The sequence below is a fragment of the Bacillus arachidis genome (genome assembly GCF_030285945.1).
Taxonomy (GTDB): Bacteria; Bacillota; Bacilli; order Bacillales; family Bacillaceae_G; genus Bacillus_A; species Bacillus_A arachidis.
Genome location: NZ_CP127376.1, coordinates 1,372,323 through 1,389,257 on the forward strand (window position 1 = coordinate 1,372,323; position 16,935 = coordinate 1,389,257).

Annotated in this window: 16 protein-coding genes and 2 pseudogenes; 16 read left to right on the plus strand and 2 right to left on the minus strand. The window is 35.6% G+C overall.

Features of this window, described 5'->3' with window-relative positions:
• Nucleotides 1-21 precede the first annotated feature (21 nt).
• Nucleotides 22-519 (plus strand): preQ(1) synthase, encoded by a 498-nt coding sequence (gene queF, locus QRY57_RS08455; protein ID WP_026591356.1) that lies wholly within the window; start codon nucleotides 22-24, stop codon nucleotides 517-519.
• A 48-nt stretch (nucleotides 520-567) separates the two neighbouring features.
• On the opposite strand, the gene QRY57_RS08460 is transcribed toward queF, so the two are convergent.
• Nucleotides 568-753, minus strand: coding sequence for a YkvS family protein (locus QRY57_RS08460; protein ID WP_026591355.1), 186 nt, complete (start codon nucleotides 751-753; stop codon nucleotides 568-570).
• Between the two features lie 237 nt (nucleotides 754-990).
• Between QRY57_RS08460 and QRY57_RS08465 the strand changes: the two genes are divergently transcribed.
• Both QRY57_RS08465 and QRY57_RS08470 read left to right on the plus strand, forming a co-directional pair.
• Nucleotides 991-1,149 (plus strand): hypothetical protein, encoded by a 159-nt coding sequence (locus QRY57_RS08465; protein WP_090690892.1) that lies wholly within the window; start codon nucleotides 991-993, stop codon nucleotides 1,147-1,149.
• A 94-nt stretch (nucleotides 1,150-1,243) separates the two neighbouring features.
• Entirely contained in the window at nucleotides 1,244-1,846 is a 603-nt protein-coding gene (locus QRY57_RS08470) for a histidine phosphatase family protein (protein ID WP_286017182.1), read from the plus strand.
• Nucleotides 1,847-1,882: 36 nt separating this feature from the next.
• Here the strand turns inward: QRY57_RS08470 and QRY57_RS08475 are convergent, their stop codons facing one another.
• The gene (locus QRY57_RS08475; RefSeq protein ID WP_090690899.1) at nucleotides 1,883-2,461 is read right to left on the minus strand and encodes a GNAT family N-acetyltransferase; all 579 of its coding nucleotides are present in this window, start codon (nucleotides 2,459-2,461) and stop codon (nucleotides 1,883-1,885) included.
• Between the two features lie 217 nt (nucleotides 2,462-2,678).
• Here QRY57_RS08475 and ykzS point away from each other — a divergent pair, with 217 nt between their 5' ends.
• The 13 genes and pseudogenes from ykzS to QRY57_RS08540 all read left to right on the plus strand — a co-directional run bounded on the left by ykzS (nucleotide 2,679) and on the right by QRY57_RS08540 (nucleotide 16,858).
• Nucleotides 2,679-2,873 carry a protein YkzS gene (ykzS, locus tag QRY57_RS08480; RefSeq protein WP_026591351.1) on the plus strand — a complete coding sequence of 65 codons (195 nt, stop codon included), beginning with the start codon at nucleotides 2,679-2,681 and terminating at the stop codon, nucleotides 2,871-2,873.
• A gap of 24 nt (nucleotides 2,874-2,897) precedes the next feature.
• Nucleotides 2,898-3,215: a hypothetical protein gene (locus QRY57_RS08485; RefSeq protein ID WP_286017183.1), complete on the plus strand. Its 318-nt coding sequence runs from the start codon at nucleotides 2,898-2,900 to the stop codon at nucleotides 3,213-3,215.
• 545 nt (nucleotides 3,216-3,760) lie between these two features.
• On the plus strand, nucleotides 3,761-4,120 hold the full coding sequence (gene nrdI, locus QRY57_RS08490) for a class Ib ribonucleoside-diphosphate reductase assembly flavoprotein NrdI (RefSeq protein ID WP_026591349.1): 360 nt from the start codon (nucleotides 3,761-3,763) through the stop codon (nucleotides 4,118-4,120).
• Nucleotides 4,107-4,805: pseudogene (locus QRY57_RS08495) on the plus strand (ribonucleotide reductase barrel domain-containing protein); the annotation flags it as partial. The gene nrdI and the pseudogene QRY57_RS08495, both read left to right, overlap by 14 nt.
• A gap of 289 nt (nucleotides 4,806-5,094) precedes the next feature.
• Nucleotides 5,095-6,513, plus strand: a pseudogene (locus QRY57_RS08500) (ribonucleoside-diphosphate reductase subunit alpha); the annotation flags it as partial.
• Nucleotides 6,514-6,685: 172 nt separating this feature from the next.
• Nucleotides 6,686-7,654, plus strand: a complete 969-nt coding sequence (gene nrdF / locus QRY57_RS08505) for a class 1b ribonucleoside-diphosphate reductase subunit beta (RefSeq protein WP_026591348.1) — start codon at nucleotides 6,686-6,688, stop codon at nucleotides 7,652-7,654.
• Nucleotides 7,655-8,069: 415 nt separating this feature from the next.
• Nucleotides 8,070-9,419, plus strand: coding sequence for an APC family permease (locus QRY57_RS08510; RefSeq protein WP_026591347.1), 1,350 nt, complete (start codon nucleotides 8,070-8,072; stop codon nucleotides 9,417-9,419).
• Between the two features lie 208 nt (nucleotides 9,420-9,627).
• Nucleotides 9,628-10,926, plus strand: a complete 1,299-nt coding sequence (locus QRY57_RS08515; RefSeq protein WP_432804066.1) for a Glu/Leu/Phe/Val family dehydrogenase — start codon at nucleotides 9,628-9,630, stop codon at nucleotides 10,924-10,926.
• 18 nt (nucleotides 10,927-10,944) lie between these two features.
• Nucleotides 10,945-11,235, plus strand: coding sequence for an SAV0927 family protein (locus QRY57_RS08520; protein WP_026591345.1), 291 nt, complete (start codon nucleotides 10,945-10,947; stop codon nucleotides 11,233-11,235).
• Between the two features lie 27 nt (nucleotides 11,236-11,262).
• The gene (locus QRY57_RS08525; protein ID WP_026591344.1) at nucleotides 11,263-11,511 is read left to right on the plus strand and encodes a biotin/lipoyl attachment domain-containing protein; all 249 of its coding nucleotides are present in this window, start codon (nucleotides 11,263-11,265) and stop codon (nucleotides 11,509-11,511) included.
• Between the two features lie 137 nt (nucleotides 11,512-11,648).
• A complete protein-coding gene (locus QRY57_RS08530) occupies nucleotides 11,649-13,778 on the plus strand; it encodes a sigma 54-interacting transcriptional regulator (RefSeq protein ID WP_286017184.1) in 2,130 nt (709 codons plus the stop codon).
• 203 nt (nucleotides 13,779-13,981) lie between these two features.
• Nucleotides 13,982-15,475 carry an aldehyde dehydrogenase family protein gene (locus QRY57_RS08535; protein WP_286017185.1) on the plus strand — a complete coding sequence of 498 codons (1,494 nt, stop codon included), beginning with the start codon at nucleotides 13,982-13,984 and terminating at the stop codon, nucleotides 15,473-15,475.
• On the plus strand, nucleotides 15,476-16,858 hold the full coding sequence (locus tag QRY57_RS08540) for a putrescine aminotransferase (RefSeq protein WP_026591341.1): 1,383 nt from the start codon (nucleotides 15,476-15,478) through the stop codon (nucleotides 16,856-16,858). It abuts the gene before it with no gap.
• Nucleotides 16,859-16,935: the final 77 nt, after the last annotated feature.

Consider the following 16,935-nt stretch of genomic DNA (forward strand, 5'->3'; position numbering starts at 1 on the left):
AATTGAAGGGACGTATAAATAATGGCAGGAAGATTAGACGAAGATTTAAAAGATGTAACGTTACTTGGAAATCAAAATACAAAATATTTATTTGAATATAGTCCGGACATTTTAGAGACATTTGATAACAATCATCCAAACCGTGATTATTTTGTAAAATTCAATTGTCCTGAATTTACAAGCTTATGTCCAAAAACAGGACAACCAGATTTCGCAACGATTTATATTAGTTATATTCCAGAACAAAAAATGGTTGAAAGTAAATCTTTAAAGTTATATTTATTTAGTTTCCGTAATCATGGTGATTTTCATGAAGATTGTATGAATGTTATTATGAATGATTTAATTAAATTAATGGACCCACGTTATATTGAAGTGTGGGGGAAATTTACACCACGTGGTGGTATCTCAATTGATCCATATTGCAACTACGGTCGCCCTGGTACGAAATATGAGCAAATGGCTGAATATCGTATGATGAATCATGATCTATACCCTGAAACAATCGATAATCGCTAATGAAAAAAGGATCTGTATGTATCGTACGGATCCTTTTTTTCTATTATATTATGCATGTTGATTAATAACTTTATAGTTTTTATGATTTACAACTGTAAGAGGTTCCATATCTAGTTCTCTAAAATTCTCCATGATTGTTATATCGACAATAACGGAGTTTTTATTCACTTTTTGAACACGGCCTTGCATTCCACCTTTAAATTCGATAAGATCTCCAGCTTTTGCGATTTCCATTTCCATAAGCAACTCTCCTTGTTACAGTTTTGCCAAAAAAAGAACAAGTTCGTTCTTTTTTATTTCCCTTTATTTTGAACTATATTCCCCTGTTTGTAAATGTTTCCATGAAATAATTTCAAAAAATAGTAATTTTTTTGTAAGATTTGTATGAATCTTTTTCCATATTTTATGTTATCCATTGGTGGAAGGTGATTATATTACAATATAAGGGTATAATAGGTGAGGGGCGGTAAAATGGTATTTGAAATTGTCGGAAGTTTTATAGCATTTTTGTTATTTTTATTCTCACATAAACAATTAAAGATGATACGTATGCATGAGACACGTACATATTTTGATGGGTTAGATGGTGTGCATGCTTCCATTACTCATGAGAGCGGTACAGATATGTAAGGAAGTATGCCTTTCTCTTTCTCCATGGTATGATGACAATAAGAAAAAGCACATAATAATATAGGTGATGAGCGGTGAATGGAGAGTGGAGAAGATGCGAATTTCTTTTATTCGTCACGGTCGCTTAAACAATGTTACAGAATTAATGACAGTATCATCGTTTCGCAAATGGATGGAGCGCTACGATTTAGCTAGTATGGAAAAAAGTACGGACATACCAATTGATACAATTGAAGCAATTGAATCTGCAAAGCTTATTGTAACGAGTGATCAAAAACGTGCGGTACAGTCAGCTGCAGAATTAACGAATTCTCTTTCTTTTATACAAAGTGCTCTTTTTCGAGAGGCAGAAGTACCATCTAGCTTCTATATTCCGAAATGGGTGAAGTGCAAACCCGCAGTGTGGATATTCATTGGGCGCACAGTATGGATAGTTGGATATTCTAAAGGTGTGGAGTCTTATCGTGAAGCGCAAGAAAGAGCAAGACAAGCAGCTGATACATTAGTTGGATATGCGTTAGTACATGGGCATATCGCACTTGTAGGGCATAGTTATTTTAATGCGATGATTGGGTATGAATTACGTACTAGAGGATGGTCTGGTCCTCCTGTTTTTCATAGGAAGCCATGGAGTTGTACAGAATATACATTTCGTGAAGCGATGAATGGAAATATATTAAGTACCAATTTAACATAAAAGCACACGATTACAATAAAGAATCGTGTGCTTTTTTTAAGAAACGAAAGCTTTTTTATATAATGGCTTCACTAAATGAGCATATGGCTCTCCAACAAGCATAACTGTTTTATCCTCTTGGTAACCAAGTCTTTTATATAAAGAGAAAGCTCGCTCGTTTTCTAAATTTACAAGTAATGCGATTTTCTCATAACCTTTTTCATAGGCATCATTTTCTACTGCTTGAATCAACCTTGAACCTATTCCTCTTCCACTATATGTGCTTGAAACGGACAAAGTGTCAATATAATATTCATCGAGTTCTGCTTCTTTTTCTAGCGTAATCGTTGAATCTTGATGGATTTTTCGTAAGTGTTTTACAATTGGAGTATCTAGTTGCTTGGCATGACTGCCGTGATAGGCTACGATGATTCCAACTGCTTGTCCATTTTGTTCTTCAACGAAACAGTTCTCGTAGCTAAGTCGATTTTCTTTTTTTGAAAACCAAGTTTCAAGCCCTGTCAAGACTTCTGTTTCTGTTCTCCCACCTGTGATTTTTTCAGCAATTTCATGCAGAGCGTTATACAATAAAGAAGATATTGCCTTCGCATCTGTCTTTTTTGCTTTCCGAATCATATTATCCCTCCTAGTTGTCATTCTTATTGTAACATAAAATAAAGTTTCAATCAGTGATTCAATAATTTCTTGAATTTTATAGGATAAGCTTGAATATCGAATGGATTCAGAAAAGGGGAACCGTTATGGTAGTATATGATGTTTGCTGTGAATGTAAGAAATTTAACATTGTCGACTTGTGGAAGATAGGATAAAATATTGCAGAGAGGTGAAATACATGGATAAACAATTAGCAAATACAATTTTAGATCAACTGAAAAATGGAGAGATAGAAGAGTATATTGTAACTAAGGATGTATTTTATACGTTTCGTGAGGTTGTAGTAAATCGAGAGGATTTTAAACATTTCAGTGGGAATGCACAACGCGGCGGGAAAATTATTTATACATATATAGAAACACCGCGTTCTTAATAGAAGGAAAAGGAGAGGGGAATTATGGGAGAGTTTAAACAAGGTATTTTACCGCACTGGGACTATATGTGGAAAGATAGCGCTGGAAACCGGCTTGTAGGAATGGTTATGTTTCCAGAGAAACGGAAACGTACAAAAGAAGTTATAGAGAAATTGAAAGTAGCATATGAGCAAGAAACCAAAATTCGAGCAACTGTGAAACTCCTGCATATGAATCAATATGTGGAGGGAATGGTTGTATATTTTGATGAAGAAGCACCAGTGTTTACAATGCAAGATAAAGACGAGAATTTTCATCATTTATTCATAAAGGATATTTTACGTATTGAACATTGCGAATGAGTGATGCTCTGTTTGCAGTCTTTTTTAAATTCTCATTACACTAACAAATAAATTGGAGTGCCATCATAATTATCCTTTTCATTATAATGATATTTTTTATTGTGTAACAAAAAAGAAAGTATATGTATTTAAATAAATAACTGTTTAATCCACAAGGAGGAGAATTTCTTATTTGTGTGATCTAAATAATGTGTAACCGGTTTCGAGCAGATTACAATTTAAAGTCTGTTCTTTTTTGTGTGATGCTGGAGAAATATATTTCTCCAGCATTTACTGTTTTTTGACAAAACAGATTGATAACATTTTTGTAAATATGGTTAAATTCGTTGACAACTTTTTTGAAAAGCACTTTATTGACATGAGTTTTAGAATGTTGTTTCATAGTCTTTGTATTGAAAAAAACGGCTCGTGATGTCGAAAAGTAAAAGTTAAAAAAAGAAAGAATTTATACATATATCTTGTGTCTTGTTTCGAAACATAATACAATATATAGGGAAAACATGAATCGGCATCAAGATATAAAAGGAAGAAAGGGAGGGTCGGAGATGTTAATTGCATATGATTCTATGACAGGAAACGTGAAGCGTTTCATTCACAAATTAAATATGCCGGCCGTTCAAATTAATGAGGATCTAGTATTAGACGAAGATTTTGTTCTTATTACTTATACAACAGGTTTTGGAAATGTGCCGGAACGTGTTTTAGAATTTTTAGAACGCAATAATGCAAATTTAAAAGGCGTATCTGCAAGTGGCAATCGCAACTGGGGAGATATGTTCGGAGCAAGTGCAGATAAAATCTCAACCAGATACGAAGTACCTATTGTATCAAAATTCGAGTTATCTGGAACAAATAATGATGTAGAATATTTTAAGGAAAGGGTGCGGGAGATTGCGACACATTGAACTGAATAATGAAATCACGCAAATGCAAGACGGTTTCTATCAGCTTCATAAAGATAAAGAAGCATTAGAAGTTTTTATGGAAGAAGCGAGAGCGAATACCGTTCATTTTGATAGCGTGGCAGAGCGAATCGAGTATATGAATGAACATGATTACTATTACAACGTTCTGGACGAGTATAAGTTGGAGGAAGTCGAAGAAGTATACAACGTTGCATACGGTGAGAACTTCAAATTCCAATCTTATATGGCGGCATCTAAGTTTTATAAGGACTATGCGTTAAAAACAAATGATCAAAAACAATACTTAGAAAGCTACGAAGATCGCGTATCAATTGTGTCATTATACTTAGGACGTGGTGATGTTAATAAAGCGAAACAATTTGCAAGCATGATCGTAAAACAAAACTATCAACCAGCGACACCAACCTTTTTAAATGCGGGAAGAAGCAGAAGAGGAGAAATGGTGTCTTGTTTCTTGTTAGAGATGGATGATAGCTTAAATTCGATCGGATTTAATATTAATACAGCGATGCAGTTATCGAAAATTGGCGGAGGAGTAGCTTTAAACTTGTCCAAACTACGCGCACGCGGAGAACAAATTAAAGGTATCGAGAACGCAGCAAGCGGTGTGGTACCAGTTATGAAATTGCTTGAAGATTCGTTTTCGTATGCGAATCAGTTGGGTTAACTTATGGCTCAACTATAAAACCGGGTCAATTGCTGGAACGCCTGAGTATATCGAGGTAGGATACTACGAAGAAATTACGTAGCGCCCCCTAAAAATCCAAGATTGCAGGAAATCAGCAGCCGAGCTCCTAAGTCTATTAGATAGGGAGAAGGTTCAACGACCAAGTGGCTATGTAGGTGACTATATAGCTCGAACCTGGCTTCTCAAACTAAGGTTGTAGGAAAGAGAAGAAGATATGGTCTGAACTCTATAGCGATATAGAGAGGGTAGCAGAAATGACTATCCCCCATATGTTTTAAAGGTATGGAGTAACAATATGCAAAGAAAAGGTGCCGGAGCAGTATATTTAAACATTTTCCATTGGGATATTATTGAATTCCTTGATACAAAAAAAATAAATGCTGACGAGAAGAGCCGTATTCAGTCTCTATCAATCGGTATTATCGTTCCGAGTAAGTTCTTTGAGCTTGCAGAGAAGAATGAACCATTCCATGTTTTTGCGCCATTTACAGTATATAAAGAGTACGGAAAACATTTAGATGATATAGATATCGACGAAATGTACGATGAACTGATGAGCAATCCAAATGTGAAGAAGAAGCCACTTGATATTAGTGCACGTGATATGCTTATTAAGATTGCAATGATTCAGCTTGAGTCTGGTTATCCATACTTAATGTTTAAATCAAATGCGAACAAACAACATCCGTTAAAGGATATTGGAACTGTGAAGATGTCAAACCTTTGTACGGAAATCTTCCAGCTACAAGAAACATCCGAAATTAACGACTACGGTACAGATGACATTATCCGTCGTGATATTAACTGTAACTTAGGATCACTAAATATTGTAAACGTTATGGAAAATAAAGAAATCCGTGAAGCGGTTCATGCAGGAATGGAAGCTTTAACAGCTGTTTCTGATATGACTATTATTCCAAACGCACCAACTGTGAAAAAAGCAAATGATGAGCTGCATTCAGTTGGACTTGGTGCAATGAACTTGCATGGATATTTAGCGAAAAATAAAATTGCTTATGAAAGTGCAGAAGCGAAAGAGTTTGTTCGTACATTCTTTATGATGTTAAACTACTACTCCATTGAAAAGAGTATGGGGATTGCAAAAGAAAAGGGCGAAACATTTAAAGACTTCGATAAGTCTGATTATGCAAACGGCACATACTTTGAAAAGTATGAAACAACAGAATATAGCCCTGTAACAGAGAAAGTACAACAGTTATTTGAAGGGATTTATATTCCAACAAAAGAAGATTGGACAAGTCTAAAAGAACAAGTTCAGGAGCATGGTCTATACAATTCATATCGTTTAGCTATTGCGCCAACACAATCCATTAGTTACGTTCAAAATGCAACTTCAAGCGTAATGCCAATCGTAAGTCAAATCGAATCAAGAACGTATGCAAATGCGACAACATATTATCCAATGCCGTATTTATCAAAAGATACATTCTGGTATTATAAATCTTCTTACGATATGAATCAGTTTAAACTAATTGATTTGATTGCAGAAATTCAAGAGCATATTGACCAAGGAATTAGTACAATTTTGTATGTAAATAGTGATATTTCTACGCGTGAGTTAGCACGTTATTATATCTATGCACATAAAAAAGGTCTGAAGAGCTTGTATTATACAAGAACACGTAAACTAAGCGTGGAAGAGTGTGTAGCTTGTACGGTTTGATGTAAAATAAGATTGAATGATAGAGTAAGACAGCATGAGCAGGGTTTTTCTGACCCTGCTCATGCTTAGTTATAAAATTTAAGACGTGTCTAACATGCGGTTAAGTTTTCATTACAAACTGAAAGCTTTACCGCATGTTAGAAGAGCTTATTGATAGAGAAGGGGCGATTCAATGCGCGCGGTAAACTGGAACAAAAAAGAAGACGATTTTAGTTTAATGTTTTGGAAGCAAAACATCGCTCAGTTTTGGACAGAAGAAGAAATCGCAGTATCTTCTGACAAAAATACTTGGGTGCAATTATCAAAAGAAGAGCAAATTGCTTATAAACGTGTATTAGGTGGTTTAACACTTTTAGATACAAAGCAAGGTGGCGAAGGGATGCCACTTGTACTTGTTCATCTTGAGAATTTACAAGCGAAAAGTGTACTAGCTTTCATGGGTGCTATGGAAGAAGTTCATGCGAAGAGCTATAGTCATATTTTCACGACACTGGCAACAGAAGAAGAAATTGATGACATCTTTGAATGGGTAGATAGTCATCCATTACTTGAGAAAAAAGCAGGTATTATTACAGGGTATTATCGCAAGTTATTAAAGCCACAAGTAACGAAAAAAGAATTATATATGGCTATGGTAGCGAGTGTATTCTTAGAAAGTTATTTATTCTATAGTGGATTCTTCTATCCGCTATACTTAGCAGGACAAGGAAAGTTGACTGCAAGTGGTGAAATTATTAACTTAATCATTCGTGATGAGTCAATTCACGGCGTATTCGTCGGTATTTTAGCACAACAAATCTTCGCAGAACTTTCTGCAGAAGAGCAACAAGAAGTACAAAAAGAAACACAAGAACTATTAATGGAACTGTATGAAATTGAAACTGCATATACAGAAGAAATTTATACGTCTATTGGTCTTGTTGAAGATGTAAACCGTTTTGTTCGTTACAATGCGAATAAAGGGCTTATGAACTTGGGATTAGAGCCACGCTTTGAAGAAGAAGAAATTAACCCAATCGTATTAAATGGTTTACGTACAGATACGAAAAACCATGATTTCTTCTCTGTAAAAGGGAATGGCTATGTAAAGGCAACAAATGTTGAAAAGTTATCAGATGATGATTTCGTATTTGATTTTTAATAAATAGTATTGGAAAAGCTGTCTTTCATGTGAAGGCAGCTTTTTTTGTTAGATATAGTTTACATAATGTTATTATTTCGTGATAAGTTTTTTATTTTCCGACCGATTAAAATTCTGCTTCATTTGCATGTAGTGGTATGAGGGATTGAATAAGTTATGTCAAAATGAATAGAAAATCAAACAAAACTTTAGAAAAATGATTCCACCTGTTATTTCTTTGGAGCAGGAAAAAATAGAGCTGCTCTATTAATTTTTCATCGAAGACAATGTTGGCTTAAAAATTGCATGAATATTTAAAAATAAAAGGAGGTTTTTGTGATAGGACGTATAACATGCAACGTTCATTGAAAGCGTTTTCTAGTTGACTATCAATTTTTAGATGGAAATTAGAGAGAGAAAGTAGGAGGAATGATAGGTGGGAAAAGAGGTTGGTTTAAAACGTTCATTGGGACTTTGGTCAATTGTTATGCTAGGCGTCGGGTATATGACACCGATGGTGGGGTTTGATACATTTGGAATTGTTTCCGAGAAAACGGGCGGGCATGTTCCAGGGGCTTATCTGATTGCGTTAGCGGGGATGTTATTTACAGCTGCAAGCTACGGCAAAATGGTAAAGGTTTTTCCTACTGCAGGATCTGCTTATACGTATACACAAAAAACAATTAGTGCAAGGCTGGGATTTCTCGTTGGATGGTCATCGTTATTGGATTATTTGTTTTTACCAATGGTGAACGCATTATTAACGAGAATTTATATGTCGGCACTTTTTCCGAGTGTTCCAGATTGGGCATGGGTCATTGGCTTTGTTCTACTGATTACGCTTATAAATATTATTAGTGTAAATGTTACTGCAAATTTCAACACGTTCTTAGTAACATTTCAAGTGCTAGTAATGGTTGTGTTTGTTTTTCTTGTTATAAAAGGTTTAATAGCAGGAGAAGGAACCGGAGAAGTTTTTTCCATTCAGCCGTTTTTTGAATCAGATATACAAATATCACCGTTAGTTGCAGGGGCTACAATTCTTTGTTTTTCATTTTTAGGTTTTGATGCAGTAACTACCTTTTCTGAAGAAACGCCAAACGCAAAGAAGACAATTCCCCGAGCTATTTTTCTTACTGCTTTAATTGGCGGAATTTTATTCATTGTCACTACCTACTTTACACAATCCTTTTTCCCAGATGCATCCGTATTTAAAGATCAAGAATCAGCAGCTCCAGAAATTGCACTATATGTCGGAGGGAAATTGTTTCAAACTTTCTTTTTAGTAGGAACATTTATGGGTACAATCGCTTCTGGTTTAGCGTCTCATACAAGTGTATCGCGATTATTGTATGTAATGGGGCGAGATAATGTAATCCCGCAAAAGATATTTGGATACATTCATCCTCGCTGGCGAACGCCAGTATATAACATTGTTATTGTAGGAATTATTGCACTCTCAGCTATGTTTATTGATTTAGAAACAGCAGCCTCTCTCATTAACTTCGGAGCACTTATTGCTTTTACATTTGTTAATTTATCAGTTATTTCTTATTATGTGATTAAGCAAAAACGATATAAAACTGTTAAAGACTTTTTTAATTTCTTAGTTATGCCTATTTTGGGAGCTGGTACAGTAGCAGTACTCTGGTTTAACCTCAATATTCATTCGCTTATTCTTGGAATTAGCTGGGCTGCTATTGGAATCGGTTATCTTTTATATATTACGAACATGTTTCGTTCAGCACCTCCGCAAATGCATTTTGAAGAAGTACAGGAAATGTAAAATAACAAAAACATCGGGATGTATCCGGTGTTTTTTATTTTGGAGGTTTTAAAGTCATGCAAGTTTGCATAAATCATTCAACTATTCATAAGGAAGGAAAGAAAAAGTATAAGTGAGAAGGCTGAAACGGCAGGATCATCCTTCTCTTATCACTTGGCACGATTATTGCTTCCTAATACTAGTAAAAATAAATAAATGAGGTGTTATCGTGGTAATTCAATCAGAGAAGGAAGATATAACACAATCTATTCAAGAAAAAGTTGAGGTAGAAAATCCTTTAGAGGAATTTCAGGCCATATTAAAAGAAGCACTCCGGGCTTTACGTTATCCAGAGGAAGTATTCGATTTTCTTAAAAAACCGATGCGTTTTTTAGAAGTAAGTATTCCTGTTCGGATGGATGATGGAAGAACCAAAGTATTTCAAGGGTATCGTGCTCAGCATAATGATGCAGCAGGACCGACAAAAGGTGGCATTCGGTTTCATCCAGATGTTACACCAGAGGAAGTAAAGGCGCTTGCTGGTTGGATGAGTTTGAAATGTGGAGTGACGGGGCTTCCATATGGAGGCGCGAAGGGCGGAATTATTTGTAATCCACAAGAGATGAGTTTCAGAGAACTAGAGCTACTTAGCCGTGGCTATGTAAGAGCGGTAAGCCAAATTGTTGGACCTACTAAAGATATTCCAGCGCCTGATATGTATACAAATGCGCAAATTATGGCTTGGATGCTGGATGAATATGATCATATTAGAGAATTTGATTCTCCAGGTTTTATTACTGGAAAGCCGTTAATGTTAGGAGGATCACAAGGGCGAGAAACAGCAACGTCTAAAGGAGTGTTCTATACGCTTCAATTAGTCAGTGAGCTAAAACATATTCCGCTTCAAAATATGCGAGTAATCATTCAAGGATTTGGAAACGTTGGAAGCTATTTAGCAAAATATTTATATGATGCTGGCGTGAAAGTGGTAGGAGTGTCTGATGCTTTAGGTGGTATTTATAACCCAGACGGTTTAGATGTTCCTTATTTACTAGAAAATCGAGATTCTTTTGGCGTTGTATCGAACCTCTTTAGTAAAACAATCTCTAACCAAGAGTTGTTAGAAAAAGAATGTGATGTACTCATTCCAGCCGCAATTGGAGGGGTAATTACGAAACATAATGCGGAAAAGCTTGGATGTAAGATTGTAATTGAAGCTGCAAATGGCCCAACAACAAAAGAGGCGATAACAATGTTAGAAGAGAAAGACATTTTAGTTGTTCCAGATATTTTAGCGAACTCTGGAGGAGTTATTGTTTCATATTTTGAGTGGTGTCAAAATAACCAAGGATACTATTGGACAGAGCAATATGTTGATCAATGTTTAAAAGAGAAAATTACATCTAGCTTTTTTGATGTATTCAATACTTCAAAGCGTTTCGGGGTAAATATGAAAATTGCTGCGTATATAGAAGGGATCCGTAAGATTGTAGAAGCATCACGCCTTCGAGGTTGGTTACATTTTTAATATAAAGGGAGGGAACATATGAAACTTGATATTTTACTAGAACAAATTGAAAAACAACCCATTGGTTATTACTGTATTGTGTCGAATCATCATCGATACGATATAGCAGTTGCATATTCACAGCAGTTTTTTGGAAAAGCAATGGTTACTTCTATTCAAAATGGAAGAATGATTTTATTAAGCCAAGAGGATATTGGAGAGGAGCAATACTGGGCCCCTAAGCTAGGGATTGAAGTGGAAGATGTAGAAGATTTTCAAAGCTTTTTTCATATGATTCTTCAGGAACAAATGTTGGCAGAACAATATTAATAGAATAAAAGAAGGGAATGATTTATTTTGTATTATGAGATAGTTACGAGCCCATGTTATGGAACAATTGAGAAGGTAGTTATTGATAGAGACTCCCGAATTTACGAATGGGAACCGCTGTTTTCAATAAAAAATGCGAATGGAAAAGTGGAAGTAATTAAAATAGGGTGTAGCGGGGAAGTGCAGTCTTTAGAAGTAGAAGAAGGAGATAAAGTAATTCCAGGTATGGTATTAGCATATATTCAGGAAGATATTTTAATTAGTGGGAGTGATTGATTTTAGGAGGAAGATGGAACTATTCATCTTCCTTTTTTTATTAAAGTAAGTAAAAAATGTGTATTGTCAGATTAATTAAAAAAATCCGATTTTAATGATACAATACAAGTTAAGCAGTTTAAAGGAGGAGTAACAGAATGTTTTCCATTGCTCATAACAAAATTAGACCTATTGTTTCCATGTCAATCGACCAATCTGAAAAGGAATGGAATATAGATGTTGAAAATATGAAAGAATCTTTTCTGTTTCTAAAAAGGGAAGATCAATTATTTGCATACGTCCATGTTAAGGAGCTGCTATCGAGAAAGGAGCGCTTAACCACTCAAACGTTACTTTTAAATGCTGTTTCACTAGATACAATATGTCATCTTAGCAAAAATATTTCCTTAACAGCTCTCTTTCAAATTATTGGGGCACCCATTGCGATAGTGAAAAATGAAAGAGGAGAGTTAACGGGATACATAAGAAGAGAAGATGTTTTTGCAGAACTATTTAAACAAGAAAATAAAAGTGTAGATATACTGAAAATTATTTTAACTTCCATTCCAATGGGGATTTTTGTAGTAGACCGTGAAAAGAAAATTGTAAATTGTAATGAATCTGGTTTGAAGATGATTAAATCTATTCCTGAAAAAGTAATGAATGTACCAGCAGAACAGATTTTTAATGGGGAACATATAAATAATGCATTTGCAACAGGAAAAACGATTTTAAATCAATTACAAATAACGAATGAGATGGGAGTATTAGTTGACTACAGTCCTATACCAAGCTTCGATCAAAGCATCGAAGGAATGGTTATTATTGTGCAAGATTTACCGATGGTCGAGGATATGGCTATGGAAATTGAATATATAAAGGATTTAAATAAAGACTTACATGCAATCTTATCTAGCATTTATGATGAAATATTAGTGGTCAATCATAAAGGGGAATTAATCCGTTATAGTGAAACCGTTGTTAATGATTTTTGGGGAAGAGATTTGAAGGATCTTTTAGGAAAAAATCTTTTAGATTTAGAGAAACAAGGGTTATTTAGTCCATCTGTTACGCGATTAGTGTTAGAACAAAAGAAGAAGGTATCGATTGTACAAGAAACAAAAAGTGGCAGGAAGATATTAGCAGTTGGAAATCCTGTGTTTAATGAAAATGGGGAGCTTCACCGCATTATTATTGCCTCAAGGGATATTACAGAAGCAACAAGATTAAAGACGGAATTACATGAGATAAAAAAGATATCTGAACAATATAAGAAAGAGTTAGACAGCTTTAAAAGTAAAGATCGTTTTTTGAAGAAACTTATTTATTGTAGTCCGAAAATGGAGCAAATTATTAATCAAGCAAAAAAAATAGCTGACTTTTCTTCAAATGTGCTCATTACTGGAGAATCGGGTGTTGGAAAGGAAGTGATTGCACAAGCGATTCACCAACTTGGAAACAGATCTTCAAAGCCATTTTTAAAATTAAATTGCGGTGCGATCCCAGAGACATTATTAGAAAGTGAACTGTTCGGTTATACGAAGGGTGCTTTTACCGGTGCTGATAAAAATGGAAAAGAAGGATATTTTAAGCGAGCGGATCAAGGGATTTTATTTTTGGATGAGATTGGAGAAATGCCTTTACATCTGCAAGTGAAATTACTCAGAGTATTGCAAGAACAAGAGGTAATTCCGATTGGTAGCACAATACCTACGAAAATCAATGTTCAAATTATTGCCGCGACGAATAAACGTCTTGAAAAAATGGTGGAGGCTGGCACGTTTAGGGAAGATTTATTTTATCGCTTAAACGTCATTCCACTGCAAGTTCCACCGCTAAGAGAACGGATGGAAGATGTTCCGCTACTCGCGTTTCATTTTTTACAAGAGTTGAATGAGAGATATAACAAGAACTATCATTTAACTCCTGATGCACTGAATTTACTAGAGTTTTATTCATGGCCAGGAAATGTAAGAGAATTGCAGAATATGATTGAACGTTTAGTAGTATCTGCAGATGATTCAGTCATTGATGCTGAATTTGTTAGTAAATTCCTTAATCCTGGATATGATTTTAAAAAATCAAAACCAGTGATCACAAGGGTTTTGCCATTACAAGAAGCACTGCATTCTGTAGAAGAACAATTAATTTTACTTGCAATGAAGCAGTATAAAACGACAACAAAGGCAGCAAAAGCTCTTGGGATAAGCCAGTCTTCTGTAAGTCGTAAATATCAAAAAATCATGAATGAAAAGGAAATAGCAATTGATACAATTTCATATTTTTAAAGGGGAAAGGGGGAGTCTACATAGACTACCCCTTCTCTTTGGTGTAATTATGCGAAATATCATAACCTATGCAAATATGCATAATTTTGTGTAGGTTATTTAAGGAAATCATCAATTTTTGTATGGTTGCTTCGTATTTTAAATATTGGCACAATTCTTGCTTATATAATATATGAATGATTTACAAAGGGGGACTATATACAGTGCTAGATTTAAAAATGTATCTAAACGGTGAATGGAGAGATTCTAGTAATCAAGAGAAAAGATCGATTATTAACCCTGCGAATGGCAAGGTTATCGCATATGCACCTGAAGGAACAATCGAGGATGCAAAATACGCGATTGAAGTGGCACGAGCTACTTTTGATAGCGGAATTTGGTCAGAAACATCCGCTGCGGAAAGAGCATCTTATTTATTTAAAATAGCAGATGAAATTGATAAAAATTTAAAAGAACTTGCGCAACTTGAAACAATGGACAATGGAAAAACATATCGAGAGGCAGAAGGAGATATTGGAGATGCGGCAGCCTGTTTCCGCTATTATGCGGGGCTTATTACAAAACCAGACGGACAAACGTATCATGTAGCTGATCCGATGCAAGCTATGGTAGTGAGAGAGCCAGTTGGTGTTTGTGGTTTAATAGTTCCTTGGAATTATCCGTTACTAATGAGTGTTTGGAAAATTGCACCTGCTTTAGCAGCTGGAAACACAATTGTATTTAAGCCTTCTGAGGTTACACCAATCACTGCAACAAAATTATTTGAAATAATGGAAAAAGTAGAATTGCCAAAAGGTGTTGCCAATATGGTAATGGGAGCTGGAACAATAGTAGGAAATGAGATTGCAGCAAGTAATAAAGTTGATATGATTTCTTTTACAGGTGGAACAAAAACAGGAAAGCACATTATGAGAACAGCGGCAGATAATATGAAGAAGATTTCGTTAGAACTTGGTGGGAAATCTCCAAATATTATTTTTGCAGATGCAGATTTTGAAACAGCTGTTGATTATGCTCTGTTTGGTATTTATGCAGGTACTGGACAAGTATGTTCAGCAGGATCAAGGATTCTTGTAGAAGAAAGCGTTTACGATAAATTTGTTAATTGTTTTGTAGAACGAGCGAACCAAATTAATGTTGGACCTGGTGATAATCCGGAATCAGAGATGGGGCCACTTGTAAGTCAAGAGCATATGGAAAAAGTATTACGCTATATAGAGATTGGAAAAGATGAAGGAGCAGAAATTGCTTGCGGAGGAAAGCGTATAATGGCGGATGGGAAAGGTGACGGTTTCTTTATTGAACCAACGGCCTTTGTCAATGTGAAACCTGATATGCGTATTGTACAGGAAGAAATTTTTGGACCGGTTGTAGTAATCCAGAAGTTTAAGAATGAACAAGAAGCGATTGAGCTAGCAAATGGTACAGATTACGGCTTAGCCGGAGGTGTATTTACAGTTGATGGTGCCAAAGCGATGCGTGTAATCCGCAAGCTTCGCGCAGGAATTACGTGGATTAATAGTTATCACCCAACATACAACGAAGCACCTTGGGGTGGGTATAAGCAAAGTGGTATCGGTCGTAGTTTAGGAACGTTTGGTTTAGAGGAATTTCAAGAAATTAAGCAGATTAATATAAATCTAGAAGTAGAACCAATTGGTTGGTTTGCAAATAAAAAAACTATAGAGGTGAAATAGATGGGAACGAATGTGAAAAGTAAATCAAATGAGCAAGATGTGAACAATACAAGTGTAAATGAGTATATTACGAAAGTACTGCAATTAATTGAAAAAGATAAAGTGTCCGAGGAAGAAGCAAGCTGGATTACAAAAGAAACGGTAGATGGGTTCCGTGAACATGTAAACCCAGGCTTCCTTGCATATAGAAAAACGGTAACAAAAGATGGACAGTTCGCGGCAGTAGAATGGTCTGATGAAGGGTCTTGCTTCATGGATATCAATGGTAAAAAATATATTGATTGTTTAGGTGGATTCGGGATTTATAATGTTGGACACCGTAATCCAAAAGTGGTAAAGGCTGTAACGGATCAATTAAAGCGTCAAGCATTGCATAGTCAAGACTTATTAGATCCACTTCGTGCAATTCTTGCAAAGATTTTAGCGGATATTACACCGGGAGATTTGAAATATGCATTCTTTACAAATAGCGGGACAGAAAGTGTAGAGGCAGCATTAAAACTAGCAAAAATGTATAGTGAGCGAACAACTTTTATTGCAACAACGCGCGCCTTCCATGGTAAGAGCCTTGGTTCATTATCTGGAACAGCAAAAGGAATGTTCCGTAAGCCGTTCTTACCATTAATTCCAGGCTTCCGTCACGTTCCATTTGGTGATATCGAGATGATGAGAAAAACATTTGAAACGTGTGCTTTAGTAGGAGAAGATGTTGCAGCTGTTATCTTAGAACCAATTCAAGGCGAGGGTGGTATTATTTTACCTCCAGAAAACTACTTGAAACAAGTAAGAGAACTTTGTGATGAATTCGGATCACTACTTATTTTTGATGAAGTACAAACTGGAATGGGACGCACTGGGAAAATGTTTGCTGCGGAATTATACGATGTAGTACCAGATATTATTTGTCTTGCGAAAGCATTTGGCGGAGGGGTAATGCCAGCAGGTGCAATTGTGGCGAAAGAAAAAGTATTTAAAAGTTGGTTTGATAATCCATTCATGCATACAACAACGTTTGGTGGGAACCCACTTGCATGTGCAGCTGCAATCGCAACCATTCATGTGTTATTGGAAGATAAATTACCAGAACGAGCTGCGGAAGTTGGAGAGTATTTCTTAAATGGATTGAAAAAAGCAGCGGAAGGACATGAGGACAAAGTTTTTGAAATTCGTGGTCAAGGCTTAATGATTGGGATTGAATTCCATAAAGATGAAATTGGCTATGAAGTATCGAAGGCAATGTTTGATCAAGGTATTCTTGTTGCCGGAACACTAATTAACTCAAAAACAATTCGTATTGAGCCATCGCTAACAATTAGTTATGAAGAAGTAGATACAGTAATCAATGCATTTAAATCCGTGTTATCACAAGTGAAAGCACAATAATTCTTTTACACAATAACTTTTAAATACAAGCCAGTAAAACCACCATGCCGCTTTTCTTTCTAATTGGTTTTACTGGT

What these genes read in the sequence shown, in the direction of transcription:
- QRY57_RS08465 (WP_090690892.1), top strand. Translation starts at nt 991, where the DNA reads ATGGTATTTGAAATTGTCGGAAGTTTTATAGCATTTTTGTTATTTTTA.
- QRY57_RS08475 (WP_090690899.1), bottom strand. Translation starts at nt 2,461, where the DNA reads ATGATTCGGAAAGCAAAAAAGACAGATGCGAAGGCAATATCTTCTTTA.
- QRY57_RS08485 (WP_286017183.1), top strand. Translation starts at nt 2,898, where the DNA reads ATGGGAGAGTTTAAACAAGGTATTTTACCGCACTGGGACTATATGTGG.
- QRY57_RS08530 (WP_286017184.1), top strand. Translation starts at nt 11,649, where the DNA reads ATGTTTTCCATTGCTCATAACAAAATTAGACCTATTGTTTCCATGTCA.
- ykzS (WP_026591351.1), top strand. Translation starts at nt 2,679, where the DNA reads ATGGATAAACAATTAGCAAATACAATTTTAGATCAACTGAAAAATGGA.
- nrdF (WP_026591348.1), top strand. Translation starts at nt 6,686, where the DNA reads ATGCGCGCGGTAAACTGGAACAAAAAAGAAGACGATTTTAGTTTAATG.
- QRY57_RS08520 (WP_026591345.1), top strand. Translation starts at nt 10,945, where the DNA reads ATGAAACTTGATATTTTACTAGAACAAATTGAAAAACAACCCATTGGT.
- QRY57_RS08460 (WP_026591355.1), bottom strand. Translation starts at nt 753, where the DNA reads ATGGAAATCGCAAAAGCTGGAGATCTTATCGAATTTAAAGGTGGAATG.
- QRY57_RS08470 (WP_286017182.1), top strand. Translation starts at nt 1,244, where the DNA reads ATGCGAATTTCTTTTATTCGTCACGGTCGCTTAAACAATGTTACAGAA.
- queF (WP_026591356.1), top strand. Translation starts at nt 22, where the DNA reads ATGGCAGGAAGATTAGACGAAGATTTAAAAGATGTAACGTTACTTGGA.
- nrdI (WP_026591349.1), top strand. Translation starts at nt 3,761, where the DNA reads ATGTTAATTGCATATGATTCTATGACAGGAAACGTGAAGCGTTTCATT.
- QRY57_RS08540 (WP_026591341.1), top strand. Translation starts at nt 15,476, where the DNA reads ATGGGAACGAATGTGAAAAGTAAATCAAATGAGCAAGATGTGAACAAT.